Origin of the sequence: Bacillus yunxiaonensis (assembly GCF_037104695.1) — a bacterium.
Lineage (GTDB): Bacteria > Bacillota > Bacilli > Bacillales > Bacillaceae_G > Bacillus_A > Bacillus_A yunxiaonensis.
On record NZ_JBAWSV010000001.1, the window covers coordinates 361,986 to 380,155 of the forward strand.

Below are 18,170 nucleotides of genomic sequence, written 5' to 3' on the forward strand. Positions count from 1 at the left end.
GGTCCTTAATAAAATGAGAAACACGAAAAACAACCAAACGCTTTTAAAAAACGTTTGGTTGTTTTTCGTGTTCTAGTATGTTTGATAAACTTATTTTTTAAGTAGACACATTAGATAAACTTTTTCTGTATCTACTTAAATGGGACATAGTTTATCAATTCGATCTAATACCATTGTCTTATTTGTGATGACCCTTGTAATACCTTTATGGAAAAATTGAATCATATTGTAAATCTTCTAAGATAGCGTTTTTTGACAGGCTTTATTTAGTTAGTTGTAGTATCTCTTGATATTTTTATTTAGTGATTAATTTTTCCGAACAGATTTATTAACTGCTTTTTTGGGGACATAATTTTTCAATATATTTTCTATGTGAATTTACTAGATTATTTAATTTATTCATGAAGCACAAAAAGCCCCCTAACAAACTAGGGGGAAAGGAGAAGAAACAGCTGTCCTCACTTAATATATCGAAACATAATATAGAATTACTTATTAACATGTGAAATTGATAGTCAGAGAGGTACTAGCCGTAACACCTAAAACAGTAGAAGAAGCTGTTATTGTTACAAAATTGGGACCTGGTACGCCGGTAAATGTTCCTAAAACGATAAAGTTACCAGCTAAATCTGTAATAGGTGTTGTAGTACTGAATGATACATTAGCACCCGGTGAGGCACCAGTTACTGCAAGATTTACTTGGGCGCCTACCAATGGAAGACCAAGGGCACCGACTAACGTACCTGAAATAGGAAGCGATACACCACATGTTGCACCGGTAATAGGATTGATTGTTATGCTTCCTGGCGTAGAATTAGCACTGTTACCTATTAAATCTAGTACATTTTCAAACTTGAATTCTAGCAGCATTTCTTTCTTGATTACATCACGAAGGGTTCCTTGAACACTCGAGTTGATAGCAAGAAGGTTGGATAACGTAACCACCGGAGGGGAAAGCGTAGTTCGTCCTGGCGGTAATGTTCCGAGAATAAATTGAAGTTTCTCTGCTTCAGCATTGACGATGTGAGCTAGAGCCAATTCCTCAAGGGCAATGGAAGCAAGCAGCAATGGTATGGTCTGTGCAGTAGTAATCGAAATGGTTGGTGTGATATTAGGGATATTAGGGAAAGACATTATTTCACCTCTGTTTTTTTAATTTTGATTGCATTTTATTATATAAATTGAGTGCTTTACATGGAACGGCTAGCATACTATTTTCATGAAATTTTTAGTTCTATTATGGAGTATTGATAGACAATCCTCTAGCAATTATGGTTTCGTCTGTGGGGTTTTTTGGTAATTCTCCAAAAATATCTTGATGCTTTATCACCAGCTTACGTAGAGCGCTTATAGGAAGGGAAAATGTTCGTGATAGATTTGCAGCCAGTGCATAAGCCTGCGCAGTTGCCTCGATTTGTCCAAGTTTTTCAAGACAGCATCCTTTATAATACAAAGCTTGAAAGCTACCTACTCCCTTTAAGGTAAGGTGATGCAAGTTCCCTTCGCCCATTTCGAGGCAGTGCTCAAATACTTCCAATGCTTCTATATACGATTCTTTGATATATAGGATCAGGCCTTTATAAAAGTGTAAATCCACATAATCTGGGTAGAGAGAAATCGCTCTTTCGATACCGGGCCATGCCCCTTCAATGCTCCCTGAACCGATCAATATCGAATACTTTAGTCTATACAGTAGGGAAGGTGGTGTTTTTAGCTGTTGAAGGAAACCTACAATGGAGCGATTGACATGATTAAATGCCTTGTCATATTGCTCTACACGGTAATATTCGCTTGCGATATGATAATCAATCCAAGGGTCGCGATTTTTTTGTTCGAGTTCATCTGTTAACATATTAAAATTACGTTCGAATTTCTTTTTACTTTTGTTCACAGAATCCAAATATCCGTAATGGTATACCTTAATTGGAACAACCTTAATGGACTGATTATCATCCGATGATGTCAGAACTTCATTCGCATTGAGCATTTCATGGATGCTGTTTGTAAATTTAAACCCTTTATGGTTTTGGAAAAGACGAGTATGAGCAATATCGAACGTTTTATTTGGATCTGGACGATCACCATAATAATTAATTAAATGAATGGACAGGAGATAATCATCACAGTAGAGGGCATCACGTAATTTATACACATCTGAAGAATCTATCTCTTCGTCTGCATCTAACCATAAAATCCAATCCCCTGTCGCGCGATCCAATCCATAGTTGCGGGCAGCAGAAAAGCTCCCGTTCCAGGGAAAGTCAAAAACCTGAGCTCCGAATGATTTACATATTTCGACAGTTCGGTCTGAAGACCCCGTATCTACAATAATCATTTCGTCTACAACGCTCTTTATACTGTTCAAGCAGTTGCTAATATGATTCTCTTCATCCTTTACAATCATACACAACGACAGGCGGCGAAAATTCATTATTCCGTTCCTCCCCTATAACATTAAATTAAATCATCAGTTTCTATCATATGATTTCATCTGGGTAAAAGTGCTTTTTTGGAAACTTATTTAACCGTGTTCAATACAATATAGTAAAAAGTTGATGAAGATACGACATAATCAAAATCGGGGAGGATAGCGTTGAAAATAAAAACACCTAAAATAAACTGGGTTGGTCCTCAGTTTGTCGATCATAGTCTTGCAATCGTAAATCGGAGTATTTGCAGATATCTTCAGGAAAATCATCAAATTGACCTTAGAATAAAGGTACCTGAGCCGGAAATGCTGCTTTCTCGATTTCCCACAGCAGCAGAAGAGGAAAAGAAGAGATTCTTGCCCTTTCCGGAAGCTGATTTTACAATTGTCCACCAGTGGCCGCCCGATTGGAAGACGCCAAAAAGCAGACATTGGATTTGTATGCAGCCATGGGAATATGGCGCAATCCCTAGAGAATGGTATATCCCTATGAAATATTGGGCAGATGAAATATGGGTTTACAGCTTATACAACAAGGAAAGCTATACGCGTTGCGGCATTCCTAAGGACAAAATTCATGTGATTCCTCTAGGGGTAGATGAAAAAATATTTCACAACGGTGTTGAAGCTATGGCTTTGGAACCTTTTTCTTTTCGGTTCCTATTCGTCGGAGGAACAATCGGACGAAAGGGGATTGATATTCTAATTCAAGCTTACCTTAATGAATTTACAGCGGATGATGATGTTTGTTTGTTCGTCAAAGATACCGGGACTCGGTCTTTTTATAAAGGAATAACACTTGAGAAAATGATCCTTGAAGCAATATCTAATCCAAACAATCCGCGTATTGTATACATGGATAATGAATTTTCGGAAGCAGAACTGGCGAGATTGTATAAAGCGTGTAATTGCTTAGTTCATCCATACAGGGGTGAGGGATTCGGTTTGACCATTGCAGAAGCAATGGCCTGCGGCACTTCAGTGATTGTACCAGATAAAGGGTCGTGTCGGGATTTTTGTAGCGAGGAAACAGCATTCTTCGTTTCCTCAGAAGAGGTTGTTTTATCAGAAAAAAAAGTAAGTAATCTCGATACAGTAGATTATCCATGGTGGCTATCAATTGACAGGAGTGACTTGCAGCAGGTAATGCGATTTGCCTACGAAAATCGTGTATTGGTCAAGGAGAAAGGACAAAAAGCAAGCCAGCAGATTCTATCCTCATTTACTTGGGGAAAAAGCGCACAGGTTGTTGTTGATAGAGTAAAACAGTTAGCTGAGAAGGAACCGAATCCGAAACTGACTGACGAAGATATCATAAAGATGGAACTGGAATATGGAAATGAATTGTATGTAAAAAATCTTATCGAGGATGCGTTAGGGGTATATCTGAATATTCTATCCACATATCCCTCATTACTTATGGCAAGGTATAATGCAGCAATCATTTATATTAGACAAAAAAACTATATATCGGCACTCGAGCATCTCGTCTATATTTTCAATAACATGGGGCAAGAAAATAAGGACTTTCAGGAGAATATTTGGCTCATGATGAGGGTCTGTTATTCAGAAATATAGTTCTTGTAATAGTGGATTAAAGTTTTTTATAACGAAGCAAAGCAGGACAGAATCAATCAAGTCTTAAAAAGAGATTGTCTCCCAAATTTGTGTTGGGAATTAGATTCTATTTATCGAAACATTGGAATGATTTTTATATTGAAGGGATGTATAAGTGTCCTAAAATATGTTTCGGGAGTAAGTCTTGTTCAGCAGAATTTTTTAAGTTTCATAGAATCATAGATATATATAACATGTAATGTTCCTGAAGATTTAATAGGAGGAGGTTCATTCGTATGAAAACAGCTCTTATTACTGGCGTTACAGGACAGGATGGTGCCTATTTAGCGAAATTTCTTTTAGATAAGGGATATCGAGTGGTCGGCTTGTTTCCACGCCGTAGCTCCAATACATGTTGGAGATTAGATTACTTGAACATAGCCGATGAAGTGGAATATATGGAAGGAGATGTGACTGATTTCACATCACTCCTAAGGGCTTTAAAATTAACAAAACCTGACGAAGTGTATCACTTAGCAGCGCAAAGTTTTGTCGCTTCATCTTGGAAGCAGCCTATTTTGACTGCACAAGTCACGGGTATTGGTGTTGTGAACATATTGGAAGCTATTCGGGAGGTCAATCCTGAAATCAAAATGTACCAAGCTTCTTCCAGTGAAATGTTCGGCATGACTGAGCAGTCTGAACAAACGGAAGAAACTCGTTTTTATCCGAGAAGCCCTTATGGTGTATCTAAGGTTTTCGGTTACTGGATGACGAAAAACTACAGAGAAAGTTTTAATATGTTTACCTGTAATGGAATTCTGTTCAATCACGAATCTCCGCTTAGAGGAATCGAGTTTGTCACGCGAAAAGTTACCGACGCTGTGGCTCGGATTGTTGCCGGACAGCAAAAAGAACTTCATTTAGGAAATATTTATGCAAAACGAGATTGGGGGTTTGCTGGGGATTATGTAGAAGCAATGTGGTTAATGCTTCAACAGCCATCACCGGATGATTATGTAATTGCAACGGGAAGAACCGCAACAGTTGAAGAAATGTGTAAAATCGCCTTCAATTATGTGGGATTAAATTATCAAGATTACGTTGTTATCGATCCACAACTCTATCGCCCTGCAGAAGTGGATTTACTTCTTGGGAATCCGGCTAAAGCAAAGAGCAAATTAGGCTGGACGGCTAAGACTAACTTAGAACAATTGGTGCATATGATGGTTGACGCTGACTTGGAACGAATTAAGTAAAGTACACTTGGATGAAACAGAAGTATCGCATGTAAGGTTATTAGAACAGGAGCAGAATTTAGAGATAACTAAAGAAAATGGAAGTAGGGACTTACTATTGCAATATTATAGCCAGATTGGTCAGGATAAGTTTGTAAATGAAAGAATATTCCAGGGGATGGAAAAAGGTTTTTTTGTCGAAATTGGAGCACATGATGGAATAAGTATCAGCAACAGTTATTTTTTTGAAAAGCACAAAAATTGGGATGGTATTTGCATTGAACCAATACCAGAAGTGTTTGAATTATTGAGAAAAAATAGAAAGTGTATTTGTATAGAGGGAGCGATATCCAATGAAAATGGGAATCAAGACTTTTTGCAGATACAAGGATCATTAGAAATGCTTAGTGGCCTAGTTGATAAATTTGATTTGAGACATAAAGAAAGAATAAACATTGAATTGCAAGATTGTGGTGGAAGTTGTAAGGTTGTCAAAGTTAAAACGTATACCCTGCAATCTATTTTAGATAATCACAATGTTACCCATATTGATTTATTAAGTATAGACACTGAAGGAGCGGAATTAGCAGTTCTTCAGTCGATTGATTTTAAAAAGGTGAAGATTGAATGTATCGTAGCGGAAAATAATTATCAGGAGAAAAGCGTGGAAGAATTTTTGACAATGCAGGGTTACAGATTAGTAGAAAAACTACCATTTGATGATATATTTCTTCATCACAAGAGTAATTTGTCAGTCTTATAGTTCAAGGAACGTAACGGTCACTGATAGTATAGCATAATAAAACTCTAGAAAACTTAAGCGGGCAGGATAAAAAGTGTTCAAATATTTACGAATGGAGAGATTGCTTTGTGCCTGAAAATAATCGTTTTTTACTAATCAAAGCTTGGAGTTGCGGTTTCTGGTCAGCTATGGAGCACGTCTCTGGTCAACTTTTAATCGCTGAACTTACCGATCGCATTCCTGTTGTTTTTTGGGGAGCCGATTCTTTATATGCTTCCGAAGATCCGTTAGTTAAAGATGCATTTACAATGTATTTTTTGCCTGTATCAAATTATTCCATTAATGATCTTACTAATGAAAACTATACCTATTATTCGTCGAGATGGAATCGTAATAATTTACACTTGCCAGGTCAATTAGATTTTTCAAGTGCACAAGATATATCTAATCTTTTTAACAGGTCTGAAAATGTACTGGTAAGTAACGTTCACATATCTATACTTTACTTTACACAATGGATTAAAAAAAGTCACCCGGCATATGGTTTAGAGTTTCATGATATACATCGCTATCTTTATAATAAATATTTTAAACTGCAACCTTATCTGTCTGGTGAAATCGAAGATTTTTACCTTAAGAATATGAAAAGTAAACACCCAATTTTAGGAGTGCATATTCGTGGTAGTGACAAAATTGACGAGGTTCCAAATTTACATCAGCTTAATGACTTATACCCAAAAGAAATCGATAACTATCTAAAAAATAACCCTGATGCATCCATTTTTTTACTAACAGATTCTGAGAAGACTTTGGTGAAATATCAAGAGTTATATGGTGATAAAATCATTTATACTGACTGTATGCGAACACCTTTTGATAATATCCCTTTGCACCATTTACCTTATTATGACACAAAAATGAAGGGCGTTGATATTATTAAAGATACGTATCTCGCCACGAAATGTGATCATTTTATTGGAGCTAATTATTCTAACGTTTCCTTAGCGGTGTTTCGTCTTAAAGATTGGTCGGAAGGAGCTATCAAGCTTATTCAGCACTAGAAACTGCAATGACGTACACAATTTCAGTGTATTCAATAAATCACTGAAACTGCTTTAAGTAAGAAAATTAAGGGATAGCGTATTTAAGGGACGGGACGTTTATGAACGGAAATAATCGATTTTTGCTAATTAAGGCCTGGGAAAACGGTTTTTGGTCAGATGAATCCCATGTCGCCGGTCAACTTTTAATTGCTGAACTCACCAACCGTATTCCTGTTATTTTTTGGGGAGCTGATTCTTTGTACGCTTCTGAAGATCCATTAGTTACAGATGCATTTACAATGTATTTTTTGCCTGTATCAAGTTATTCCGTTTATGATCTTGAAAAAGAAAATTATACCTACTATCCATCGAGATGGAATTATGGTAATTTACGTTTTCCAGGCACAAAAGATTTAACGGATTTTGAAGATGTAGCTATAGCTAGTGTTTTTAACAGGTCTGAGGATGTGCTGGTAAGTAACGTACACATTTATGTAGACTAACTTATACAATGGATTAAAGAAGGTCATTTGGCATATGGTTTGGGAGTTGAAGATGTATACGATTATCTTTATCAAAAATATTTCAACCTACAACCTTATCTATCTAATGAAATTGAAGATTTTTATCTTAAAAATATGAAAAATAAACACCCTATTTTAGGGATGCATATTCGTGGTAGCGACAAAATTAAGGAGTGTCCGAATTTATATCAGCTTAATAATTTATATCCAAAAGAAATTGATAGCTATCTAAAGAATAACCCCGATGCATCCATTTTTTTGCTAACAGATTCTGAAAGTATTTTGACAAGATATAAAGAATTATATGGTAATAAATTAATTTATACTGACTCCAAACGAACCTCTTATAATCATGTTTCTGTGCATAATGGCGGTGTACCTTATTATGATACAAAACAGAAATGTATTGATATTATTAAAGACACGTATCTAGCTATGAAGTGTAATTATTTTATTGGTAATCATTCTTCTAATGTTTCAGTGGCAGTCAGTCGTCTAAAAATTTGGCCGGAAGAGACAATTAAGCTCCTATAAACATTCCTATTAAGAATGAAATACAAACAAGGAGGTATATGCATGAACCAACCGCTTGTCAGTATTATTACTCCCTCCTATCAACAGGGTAAGTTTATCCAGGAAACAATTGAAAGTGTACTTTCTCAAGACTATTCTAATTTGGAGCATATAGTGATTGACGGAGGGTCAACAGACAGCACCGTAGAAGTTTTAAAGTCATACAACTATCTTGGAGAACGTTTTCGCTGGGTATCGGAAAAAGATCGGGGGCAATCTCATGCCATTAATAAGGGACTTAATATGGCTAAAGGGGAAATCATAGGTTGGCTGAATTCGGATGATACTTATATGCCTAATGCGGTGAAAAGAGCGGTATCTGCATTGCAGCAAAACACGGAATGGGGAATGGTATATGGACGGGCTAACTATACGGATGAGCAGAATCAGGTGATTGGTCCCTATCCTATTGAGCCATTTAATCGAAAGCGGCTATACGAAGGGTGTATTATTTGTCAGCCCGCGGCATTCATACGTAAAGAGGCATTTGATATGGTAGGCGGAATAGATGAGAATTTTCATTTTTGTATGGATTACGATTTGTGGATGAGAATTTCCAAACACTATCCAATCGGTTTTATTGAACATGTTTTGGCAACTTCTAGAATGCACAATGATAGCAAGACTATGACACAATATTTTGATGTTGGACTACCAGAAATCATTAGAGCAAGTATAAAAAATTATGGCTCTGTTTCGAATCAATGGATGAGCCAATATTTTTCTTATATAGTATCGCAAGATCCGAAGAATTTGTGGAAACATCAGAAACGTACAGAATAAAGAAGATAGTAACATACCGTAGTCAAGAATGGTTTGAACATGGAGTTTCTGATGAAGTGATTTTGTTTGTTTTGTTGCGTGCCCAGTTGAGCTGGGCACTATTTGCTGTTGAAACTTCAACCTAGGTAAGAGCTTAATCGCCTAGTAGCTGACAGACGACTAGTAGAGAAATTCTAAGGTTGAAGGTTTTTGATAACGTACCTTCTAGTAGAAATACGAGCGGATTGACAGACCATAATATAAAGTGAACCTTGCTTTTTTTAGAGCACCCTACCAATAGGGCAAAAGGACGTTAAACCTAGAACGAATAGACGAAGATCGTGGAAGATGTGAAGACCTTGGCAAGTGCAACATGGAAGAATCCCTCAAAATATAGAAGATGGTATGTTCAGAAAGTGAGTTTTTATCCTTTTGGGTATCCAAGGGAGCCGTGAACGAATTGGACGATACATAAATCCTGCGCGAAAAAAATTTGTGTCATTTACAAGATAAGGATAATAAGATAAAACTGACGCTAAAGAAAGAAGGTGAATCAGATTGTCCTTTCCGAATATCCCCAATATTACGCCAACTATTTCGATTACTCCTGCACAGACCATACAATTGCTGTTGACTTCCATTGCCCTTGAAGAATTAGCTCTGGCTCACATCATCAATGCCGAGGCAGAGAAGATTCAGCTTGTTCTCGGAACATTATCGCATGGAACTACGCTTTCTCCTTCAGGGGTTTCGTTATCCAATCTTCTTGCTATCGACTCGAGTGTTCAAAGAACACTTCGTGATGTTATCAAGAAGGAAATGCTACTAGAGTTCAAGTTCGAAAACGTCCTTGATTTGATATCAATTTCCCCGCTACTTTAAGAAACTTTTAATCGTTCCTATTTCTAGAGTTATGGTTGCCTTCGGTATTTCTCAAACTGTCACTTGCTACTATAGCTAAGTGATTTTGAGTTACATTTTAATGTATTGAGTGAGAACGGTTGTTTTGGATTTTTTCCTTGCTCTAGGCTTATCGTACAAAAACGCGATGAACTAGGGTATAGATATCAAGTTAAGATTATGTATAATTTTAGGAAAAAACAGTAGAGCATCTATAGTTAATAAAAATACACCAGGTATTTTTCAGCACCTAGCGTATTTTCATTAATTTGATGGCTATACCCTAATATTTGCAACAGAGTCGCTCTTTTCATGTTAAAAAAGAACCTGGATTTATATATTTCCAAGAAAAATTTATTGTATCGTTCAAATTTCTTTATAAAACGAAAAAAAGCATCCCAGTTTATCGATAGAAAAAAGGGATCTATCCTCGTTTTCCTTACTTCCTCTAGAAAAAGAGGAATGTAGTACGAAAAATTTTTAAAAATGTTACTTCAGTTCAAATTTGAAAATGTTATCAAACTGCTTCCGTTCACAGTACATTTGGTACAACAGACTTTGGCCTTAAATTGAAGGTTTTAGAGGAAGTGAAACTTTGAACTTCCTTTTTTTATGATGAAAAATAAAAAAAGGAAGTATGAATTTATGGTTACCAGTGTAAGTCGGAAATAGCATCCGATGAATACGAATACATTTTCATTAGGGCATTTGGAACAGAAAGTATGAGTGAATCATACAATAGCAACGTAAAGTGATAAAAGGGGGGTGTTATACCTTGAGTATGCCAACGATACCCGCAGAGCCCCATCGGCCAGATTGTAATGAAATTATTATAGATTTATTGGAGTCAATAGCATTAGAAGAGATTGCTTTATCACATCTTTTAAACGCTGAAGCTGAAAAAATGCAAGCCTTTGCTGGAAAACGTTTGGATTTCCCTACACGTCCTACTAACAGTGAAATTTTTCGATTCAACAGAGAAGCAACTAGATTTGTTGAAACAGTTTTAATGAAAGAATGGTTATTATTAAGAAAGTTTGAAAATGTAATGGATTTAATCCCAAAGCATGGATTATGCAGTAAATGTCGTCCATCAAAATAAAACAAATATTCTTTTGAATAAACAAGGGAGGGAAGGTATTGTTCAATCTATTTACTGAAGAGAACTATGTATCTTCCTTACGATCAATTTTCTATATGGAAAGTTCCATTTACAAGTATTTACATGCGGTGCATGATATGATGACAACTATAAAAAATCATCATAAAGATGAAAATAATTTTGATGTATTTGTTACTATAAAAGCTTGTATATTTCCACTCCTACAACGCATTGCTGATTTAGAAGGAATTTTACTTAGGAAAACTTTTTATATTGTTGAACACACTTGCCCTCATATACAAACAGCAGCGATATGCCGTATATCTGCGGAGGGATTTGATGGTGACATCTCAAAAACAAAAGCCTTGTTATATAATGTGAATAAAATTTTTAAGCAGTTATATCCTAATGGCAATAAGATTATCGATGAAACAATCGAGAACATTCTACACCTAGAAACTAGAAGAAAACAAATTTTTGTGTCTAGCAAGCAATGGAAAAAAAATAATGATCCTTCAAAAGTACGGTTATTAATAGAACCTTAATGATTATTATTAGGTTTATAACTATAAATATATACCTATACAAAATTTTTTCTTGTTCAATATAATATAAAAACTGGTTCTAGTGCAAAGATATAAGTGAAAATATTTTTGCCTTTTTAGTTACAATGTACAATTGGATTGTCTGTATAAATGTACTGTATATTGCTTATTGCTGTGAATTACCAGTTAAAGAAAAAAATTAAAAAGTTTTATTGCTGGAACAGCAGATGCTGAAAAAATACTTAGCTTTGACACAAAAGCACTTTTACGAAATTTAGGAGTTCAGTTAGAAAATAAGATGTATGAAACTATCGTCCCGGGCTCCATTTTCAATAAAAATGATGTAGAGACCTGTCTAGGTGTAATTTATAGCGCCCAAGATCGTCTCTTATTTTGTATTTTTAGCATACATGGGATTACGAGCTAGGGAAGTAGCTGATCTTTGAATTCAACCTGATTTTGAATTGTTACATATTGCAAATGCTGAAAATGAAGAGTTAAGAACGAAACTTATTCAAAGATATGGTATTATAGATGAATTTTAATGCATATTATATTATTTCTTAGTAGGATGATAGAAAAGAATTTATGCATATTACTAGATGTGTAAATTATAATCGATGTTTGATTAACAAACATTTATTACACTGTCTTTTTTTGATACTTCATGCATATGCAAGAGGTTGATTAATTACTATTGAATATTAATAATACTTACTTACACATTAAAATCTTTAATTTTATTTAACTGAAAATTATGAATATAATGAATTAAATAACAATTAATGCAATCACAGTAGTTGTTATTCAAAGTACTTCCATGTAAGTAAAAAGGGGGGAGCATTATTTAATTATGTAATAACTTATTTAACAAAGAAATTGGGAAGGGAGATAGAGTCGCTCTTTTACTAGGAAACAAGCTATCCTGTTTATGAAGGGATTTTCATTCTTAGAAAGACTTGCAGTAATTCTATACACATAAGGAATAACCAATAAAGAAAAGTTTGCGATATTATCTCATCAAAACTTGGTCATAAATGACTGTTGCTATCATGATAAGCTGGTAAAGTACAAGCTTCCTAGACAAGTGGGATTTTTAAAAGAGTTACCCAAGAAAACAATAGGGAAAATTTAAAAATTGCATTAGAAAACGAAGGAGGCGTATCTATGCCGTTCATTTTAAAGAAGAAAATTAAAGGACCAGTAGCATGGAAAGGTATTGATCTAGCTAAAGATGATTCATGGGTTTATTACTTGTCTGAGAAAACGATCGCATCTTTTGAAAGCGCTTTATATTATGTTAAACAAAAGGGTTTAAAAGCACCTCATTTTAACAAAGAGGATTTTCCAATTCCGGATCTCTCTGACGAAATTACTTATTTTATTGAAGAGCTAGAGGATGGAAGGGGGTTCCTATTAATTCGTGGATTACCAATGGAAAGATATACGGATGAAGAAGCGAGCATCATTTACTGGGGTCTCGGACTTCATCTAGGTATTCCGGTAACGCAAAACGCAAAAGGTGACCTCTTAGGACATGTCATTGATCAAGGTCTCAACATTAATGATTCAAATGTACGCGGTTACCAAACGAATGCACATCTTCCCTTTCACCCAGATGGATCTGACGTAGTCGGATTATTAAGTCTTCGAAAAGCTAAATCTGGAGGATTCAGTAGTATCGTAAGTTCGATGGCTGTTTATAATGAAATTCTGGAGAAATACCCAGAGTATCTTGGAATTCTCTATCGTCCATATTTCTTGGATCGTCGTGGTGAGGAAGCACCAGGAGAATCCCCTGTATATTCATCACCAGTCTTTAGTTATTACGAAGGTAAATTGAGCTGCAGATATAATCGCGGATATGTCGAATCAGCACAAGCGAAAACAGGTATCCATTTGTCACAAGTTGAAATTGAAGCATATGACTTAATGGATTCCCTCCTTCATGATGAAAACATGCATATTGATATGATGTTGGAACCAGGTGATATGCAATTCGTCAATAATTATACCGTTCTTCACTCACGTACTCAATACGAAGACTATGAAGAACCAGAACGCAAACGTCATTTACTAAGATTGTGGCTCACGATGCCAAATAGCCGCGAAATTGCACCTGATTTCGCGATGTTTATTGATGAGAAAACAGGTAAAGCAGGTCGCGGCGGTATTCCTGTACGTGGAAAAACAGCTGGTGGTATTGTAGAAAACATAAAGTAATGGATTTAATAAATATCAGGAGTTTAGCCATGAGTTCAAACCCTGGGGATTTACCTTTATAAATCGTTTCATAAGAAAAACAATTCATTCATGTGATGGGGAGTACCTTTCAGAATTCAAATAAAGGTTTTCCTTAAATAGTAAAAAGTAAGGGGAGATTTTTATATTGAACACCCCAAAATATTCTTGGATAATATTATTATTTCTAGTTGCTTCTGGTATGATCAACCAAGTTGATAAAATTGTCATTGGTTTGGTTTCCATTCCCGTAATGAAAGAGTTACATTTAAGTCCTTCACAATGGGGATTGGTGGGAAGTTCCTTCTTTTGGTTCTTCACCTTTTCCTCTATCATTATTGGGGGCATGGCTGATTCCAAAAATACGAAAAAAATGTTAACTTGGATGTCGCTGGTATGGTTGATTGTTCAATTTGTTACACCTTTTGTTTCCAGTCTGTCCCTGCTAGTGCTTACAAGGATGCTCTTGGGAGCAGGCGAAGGTGCAGCTCCTGCTCTATCAACGGCTATAGTGGGAAAATGGTTCCCAAAACATAGACATGGTATAGGCTTTGGCGCTGTTCTCTGTGGAGCAACAATTGGGCCTGCAATTGCTTCACCATTATTAATCTCCTTGATCAATCAATATGGATGGAGATCTGCTTTTATAGCCATGGGGATTGTTGGACTTATTGTATTAGTTTTATGGGTCATTTTCGGTAAAGACAGTCCACAAGAAATCGGGTTTCCTTCTTTTCATCAAGAGGAGCAGCATTCATCAACCCTCTCTAAGGTTTCTTGGCGTCAGTTTCTTCCGCATCTGTTGTCTACAAATTTTGTTTTTATCATTTTGTGTGGAGGCTGTGCCTATTGGTTATTGTCTGTTCAAGCGATATGGTTTCCGGCATACTTTACCAAAGTTCAACATTTTGATAATCAAACATTAAAATTAGCTGTGTCGTTACCTTTTCTTTTCGCTGCCATTAGCCAAATTGGATTTTCTATGCTATCAGACCGGATTTATCGCAAAACTGGGGATATTCGTAAAGCACGAATAATTCTTGCCGGTTCCATGATGGTGCTATCTGCTCTTTGTGTATATTTGGCAAATACCGTGAATTCAACTGCTATATCCATCCTGTTCTTCACCCTTGCTCCAGGTTTCGCCTATGTCATTCTTTCACTCGCACCCGCAATATTGATGGACTTTTTTTCTCCCAAAAACATCGGAAAAGCACAAGGGACCTACGTTGCTCTTGCAAGCTCAACAAGTATTATTGCCCCGCTCGTATTCGGGTATTTTATCCAATATGCAGCGACTGAGGCAATGGGATATCGTTATGGGTTTCAAGTAACTTCTTTAGGTATGTTCGTTATCGGATTATTGTTTTTGATTGTTGTACGTCCCGCGAAGCAAAGTCACACAACAATCAAAGCAGAGGAGCAAGTAAGTATTTAAAAATCATTGATGGATCGATGAGGGAAATAAATATGAAAAGGAGGTTGCATAAATGGATCGTTGTGTATATTGTCATGAAGAATTAGCCATTATGGAGCGAAATCGCAGTGAATGTTGGAATTGTCAAGAGAAGATGTCCGAGACTTATTCTGATGATTATACTGAAGTAGAAGGTGAAGTAAAATAGCTTGTATAACAAAATTAAGTGCTTGGCTGGTAGCAAAAAAGCAGGGGATTCTCTTTTTGAATCAACCTAAAAGAAATATGTAAGAACTTATGAATCACCAAATCAATCGGAATGATTTCCCCCTTTATGACAGGGGGATAATTTTTCATTATGAAATCAGGTGCAAATGTAATAGCCAAACTTTCAATGATGACTTGTAGAACTCCGTCCATATTTATAGTAATTGTTCAATGTGCATGACTGTCCCCCTTTTTAAATATTAGTAATACTTACTTACACATTAAAATTTTTAATTTTATTTAATTATAACTTATGAGTATAATCAATAACATAATATGTTTTAAAAATTTTGAATATTCTTAATTCGAGAGGAGATTTAGAATGTCATCTAAACAATTGTTTGATTTAACAGGACAGACAGCAATGGTTACTGGAGGTGGTAGTGGGTTAGGGCGTGTAATGGCAATGGCGTTGGCTGAGGCTGGTGCAAACGTCGTAGTTTGTTCACGTCGTATGGAGGTTTGCGAAGAAGTTGTGAAAGAAATCGAAGCGTTAGGGAGACAAGCACTTGCCATATCATTGGATGTAACAGTTCCTGAATCTGTCGCTCAAGCTGTGGAGAAAGCGGTCTCTCATTTTGGGAAAATCGAAATTTTAGTTAACAGTAGCGGAACGGTTTTTGAAACACCTGCTACGGACATGCCTTTAAAACAATGGCAAGCTATGCTCGATACAAATGTGACAGGAACATTTTTGATGTGTCAGGCTGTAGGAAGACATATGATAGACAACGAATACGGAAAAATCATTAACATTTCTTCTTCAATCGGCTTTAAAGGTACTGACCCAGAAGCTGTAGATTCTGTAGGATATACAACAAGTAAGGGTGCAGTTATGACTTTAACAAAGGATCTTGCAGTTAAGTGGGGTCGACATGGAGTACATGTGAATTCCATTGCTCCTGGAGTTTTTACTACTGGAATGAATAACCCAGAAATACCGGGAACACTTGTACATAAGGCTGGCCCGATTATCGCCTCCCAAGTTCCAGTAAGGAGATTAGGTAGAGACAATGACTTAGTAGGAGCTGTCCTTTATTTTGCTTCAGCAGCTTCTGATTATTGTACAGGACAAATATTGACTCTTGATGGGGGACTTGGCGCTAAGTAAATATCAAGTTGATAGCGTACATTAATAAAACTTAATTATATGTTAAAAATAATAATTTTACTTAATTGGTAATTATAAATATACTGAAAATAATAAATTCGCAATATTCAATCAACTTATTATTGTAAACGTTATCAATATGCGGATTTCAAAAAATTGAAAGAGGGGATATAAGTGAGTAACGTAAAAAGTGTAAAAGAGGTAACTGCATTCCATGCCAATAATATTTGTCCAGATGATTTGCCTTGGATTCCTTATTTTGGAGATGCGAAATTTAAATTGCTTAAAGCCAATCCAGTGACAGGACAGACGGTTACGTTATTAAAAGTTCCTGCGGCTATGCAACTTCCCGCTCATTTTCATCCTGGTACGGTCATTGTTTATACTGTCCAAGGTACTTGGAGATATCTCGAAGATCCTTGGATCTCCAAAGCTGGTGATGTCGTTTATGAACCGGCTGGCTCCTCACATACACCTCAGGCTGTAGGCGATGAAGAAGTTATTACGTTGAATATTGTTGAAGGAACATTAGACTATTTAGGTGAGAATGGAGAAATTATTGCCAGAGATAATTTTGAGTCATTCCTGAAAAAATACCATGACCACTGCGCGGCTGAAGGAATTGAGCCTGTAGATGTGACCAAATTTTAAAAGATAGATTCGTAAAAAAAGAGAAGCCCGACGTTCACATGCGACGAAGATGCTTCTCTTTTTTCGTTCTTAACTCTTAACAATTATAGATTTTAGATAATGAATATATTTGTTGGCAAAAGTGGATAAATGTTTATTCTCTGATCGAACCAACCCTAAAGAAATATTTACAGTCCTATGATTTATCAAATCAATCGGAATGATATCACCATTGATGACAGGGGGATAATTTTTCATTACGAAATCAGGAGCAAATGTAATAGCTAAACTTTCAATGATGGCTTGGAGAACTCCGTCCATATTATTTGACGTAAATAGGATTTTTAAGGGCTTATATTTATTAAAGAAATCTTGAACAAAATATTGCATAAATTCACCGTTATATGTAACGAGAGTTTGATCAAGTATATCATGCGGAGCTATTGTACCAAGAAACGCTAAGGGAGAATGCTTAGAAACATACACTTTCTGTTGCCCTTCAAATAGTGTTTCAAAAGCTATTCCTTCCATGTTTATGTTCAAATCGGCTGAATATGTAATTAGTCCGATGTCGGTCTTATGCTGTCGAATATCTTCAATCACAGCAGATCCACTTTTTTCGGACACCTCCACATTCACATGTGGATATTCTTGTCTAAAAGCGGCTATAGCTTTTACTAGAAACGTCGTCAATCCGGGTAAAGAAGATAATCTTAGTTCTCCCACATCCAAGGAATTGAATGAGTTGGCTGTCTCTTTAATTTCTTCAATTTTTTTCAGTACTTCGTAGGCAAGTTTTAGAATGATTCTACCTTCATCTGTTGGTACAGCACCGTGTCCACGGGAGCGATTAAGAATTTTAATTCCTAACTCCTTTTCTAAGCTGGTAATGGATTGACTAATCGTGGATTGGGTCACATGAAGATTCTGTGCGGCTATAGTCAGAGAACTATACTTTGAGACCTCAATAATATATAGCAATTGTTCAATGTTCATGGCCGTCCCCCTTTTTTAAATATTAATATTACTTACTTACACATTAAAATCTTTAATTTTATTTAATTATAATTTATGAGTATAATCAAAAACA

General features: G+C 36.0%; 17 protein-coding genes and 1 pseudogene. 15 read left to right on the forward strand and 3 right to left on the reverse strand.

The genetic code is table 11. The annotated features are described in order from the left end of the window. Positions 1 to 828 precede the first annotated feature (828 nt). A pseudogene (locus WAX78_RS01830) lies at positions 829 to 1,134 on the reverse strand (hypothetical protein); the annotation flags it as partial. A 103-nt stretch (positions 1,135 to 1,237) separates the two neighbouring features. Next, entirely contained in the window at positions 1,238 to 2,431 is a 1,194-nt protein-coding gene (locus WAX78_RS01835) for a glycosyltransferase family 2 protein (protein WP_336480596.1), read from the reverse strand. Positions 2,432 to 2,593: 162 nt separating this feature from the next. Here WAX78_RS01835 and WAX78_RS01840 point away from each other — a divergent pair, with 162 nt between their 5' ends. The 15 genes from WAX78_RS01840 (at position 2,594) to WAX78_RS01910 (ending at position 17,101) form a co-directional block, all read left to right on the forward strand. Continuing rightward, entirely contained in the window at positions 2,594 to 4,006 is a 1,413-nt protein-coding gene (locus tag WAX78_RS01840) for a glycosyltransferase (RefSeq protein WP_336480597.1), read from the forward strand. Positions 4,007 to 4,281: 275 nt separating this feature from the next. Further along, positions 4,282 to 5,244: a GDP-mannose 4,6-dehydratase gene (gene gmd, locus WAX78_RS01845; RefSeq protein WP_336480598.1), complete on the forward strand. Its 963-nt coding sequence runs from the start codon at positions 4,282 to 4,284 to the stop codon at positions 5,242 to 5,244. Between the two features lie 7 nt (positions 5,245 to 5,251). Then, on the forward strand, positions 5,252 to 5,986 hold the full coding sequence (locus WAX78_RS01850) for an FkbM family methyltransferase (RefSeq protein ID WP_336480599.1): 735 nt from the start codon (positions 5,252 to 5,254) through the stop codon (positions 5,984 to 5,986). Between the two features lie 107 nt (positions 5,987 to 6,093). Continuing rightward, on the forward strand, positions 6,094 to 7,026 hold the full coding sequence (locus tag WAX78_RS01855) for an O-fucosyltransferase family protein (protein WP_336480600.1): 933 nt from the start codon (positions 6,094 to 6,096) through the stop codon (positions 7,024 to 7,026). Between the two features lie 101 nt (positions 7,027 to 7,127). Beyond that, positions 7,128 to 7,511, forward strand: a complete 384-nt coding sequence (locus tag WAX78_RS01860) for a hypothetical protein (protein WP_336480601.1) — start codon at positions 7,128 to 7,130, stop codon at positions 7,509 to 7,511. A gap of 27 nt (positions 7,512 to 7,538) precedes the next feature. Continuing rightward, entirely contained in the window at positions 7,539 to 8,066 is a 528-nt protein-coding gene (locus WAX78_RS01865) for an O-fucosyltransferase family protein (protein WP_336480602.1), read from the forward strand. Positions 8,067 to 8,108: 42 nt separating this feature from the next. Beyond that, the gene (locus WAX78_RS01870; protein ID WP_336480603.1) at positions 8,109 to 8,888 is read left to right on the forward strand and encodes a glycosyltransferase family 2 protein; all 780 of its coding nucleotides are present in this window, start codon (positions 8,109 to 8,111) and stop codon (positions 8,886 to 8,888) included. 537 nt (positions 8,889 to 9,425) lie between these two features. Next, positions 9,426 to 9,749, forward strand: coding sequence for a hypothetical protein (locus WAX78_RS01875; RefSeq protein WP_336480604.1), 324 nt, complete (start codon positions 9,426 to 9,428; stop codon positions 9,747 to 9,749). A gap of 799 nt (positions 9,750 to 10,548) precedes the next feature. Beyond that, positions 10,549 to 10,869 (forward strand): hypothetical protein, encoded by a 321-nt coding sequence (locus WAX78_RS01880; RefSeq protein ID WP_336481336.1) that lies wholly within the window; start codon positions 10,549 to 10,551, stop codon positions 10,867 to 10,869. 140 nt (positions 10,870 to 11,009) lie between these two features. Next, entirely contained in the window at positions 11,010 to 11,414 is a 405-nt protein-coding gene (locus WAX78_RS01885) for a hypothetical protein (RefSeq protein ID WP_336480605.1), read from the forward strand. Positions 11,415 to 12,581: 1,167 nt separating this feature from the next. Next, on the forward strand, positions 12,582 to 13,637 hold the full coding sequence (locus WAX78_RS01890; RefSeq protein WP_336480606.1) for a TauD/TfdA family dioxygenase: 1,056 nt from the start codon (positions 12,582 to 12,584) through the stop codon (positions 13,635 to 13,637). Positions 13,638 to 13,803: 166 nt separating this feature from the next. Next, positions 13,804 to 15,093 carry an MFS transporter gene (locus WAX78_RS01895; RefSeq protein ID WP_336480607.1) on the forward strand — a complete coding sequence of 430 codons (1,290 nt, stop codon included), beginning with the start codon at positions 13,804 to 13,806 and terminating at the stop codon, positions 15,091 to 15,093. Positions 15,094 to 15,145: 52 nt separating this feature from the next. Further along, positions 15,146 to 15,280, forward strand: a complete 135-nt coding sequence (locus tag WAX78_RS01900; protein ID WP_336480608.1) for a hypothetical protein — start codon at positions 15,146 to 15,148, stop codon at positions 15,278 to 15,280. Positions 15,281 to 15,661: 381 nt separating this feature from the next. After that, positions 15,662 to 16,450: an SDR family NAD(P)-dependent oxidoreductase gene (locus WAX78_RS01905; RefSeq protein ID WP_336480609.1), complete on the forward strand. Its 789-nt coding sequence runs from the start codon at positions 15,662 to 15,664 to the stop codon at positions 16,448 to 16,450. A 174-nt stretch (positions 16,451 to 16,624) separates the two neighbouring features. After that, the gene (locus WAX78_RS01910) at positions 16,625 to 17,101 is read left to right on the forward strand and encodes a 2,4'-dihydroxyacetophenone dioxygenase family protein (protein WP_336480610.1); all 477 of its coding nucleotides are present in this window, start codon (positions 16,625 to 16,627) and stop codon (positions 17,099 to 17,101) included. Between the two features lie 69 nt (positions 17,102 to 17,170). Here the strand turns inward: WAX78_RS01910 and WAX78_RS01915 are convergent, their stop codons facing one another. Next, positions 17,171 to 18,076, reverse strand: coding sequence for a LysR family transcriptional regulator (locus WAX78_RS01915; RefSeq protein ID WP_336480611.1), 906 nt, complete (start codon positions 18,074 to 18,076; stop codon positions 17,171 to 17,173). Between the last annotated feature and the right edge of the window lie 94 nt (positions 18,077 to 18,170).

Bases quoted from the DNA above. Each gene is read 5' to 3' on its own strand.
- WAX78_RS01835 (WP_336480596.1), bottom strand. From the start codon at position 2,431: ATGAATTTTCGCCGCCTGTCGTTGTGTATGATTGTAAAGGATGAAGAG.
- gmd (WP_336480598.1), top strand. From the start codon at position 4,282: ATGAAAACAGCTCTTATTACTGGCGTTACAGGACAGGATGGTGCCTAT.
- WAX78_RS01860 (WP_336480601.1), top strand. From the start codon at position 7,128: ATGAACGGAAATAATCGATTTTTGCTAATTAAGGCCTGGGAAAACGGT.
- WAX78_RS01870 (WP_336480603.1), top strand. From the start codon at position 8,109: ATGAACCAACCGCTTGTCAGTATTATTACTCCCTCCTATCAACAGGGT.
- WAX78_RS01880 (WP_336481336.1), top strand. From the start codon at position 10,549: ATGCCAACGATACCCGCAGAGCCCCATCGGCCAGATTGTAATGAAATT.
- WAX78_RS01885 (WP_336480605.1), top strand. From the start codon at position 11,010: ATGACAACTATAAAAAATCATCATAAAGATGAAAATAATTTTGATGTA.
- WAX78_RS01890 (WP_336480606.1), top strand. From the start codon at position 12,582: ATGCCGTTCATTTTAAAGAAGAAAATTAAAGGACCAGTAGCATGGAAA.
- WAX78_RS01900 (WP_336480608.1), top strand. From the start codon at position 15,146: ATGGATCGTTGTGTATATTGTCATGAAGAATTAGCCATTATGGAGCGA.
- WAX78_RS01905 (WP_336480609.1), top strand. From the start codon at position 15,662: ATGTCATCTAAACAATTGTTTGATTTAACAGGACAGACAGCAATGGTT.
- WAX78_RS01915 (WP_336480611.1), bottom strand. From the start codon at position 18,076: ATGAACATTGAACAATTGCTATATATTATTGAGGTCTCAAAGTATAGT.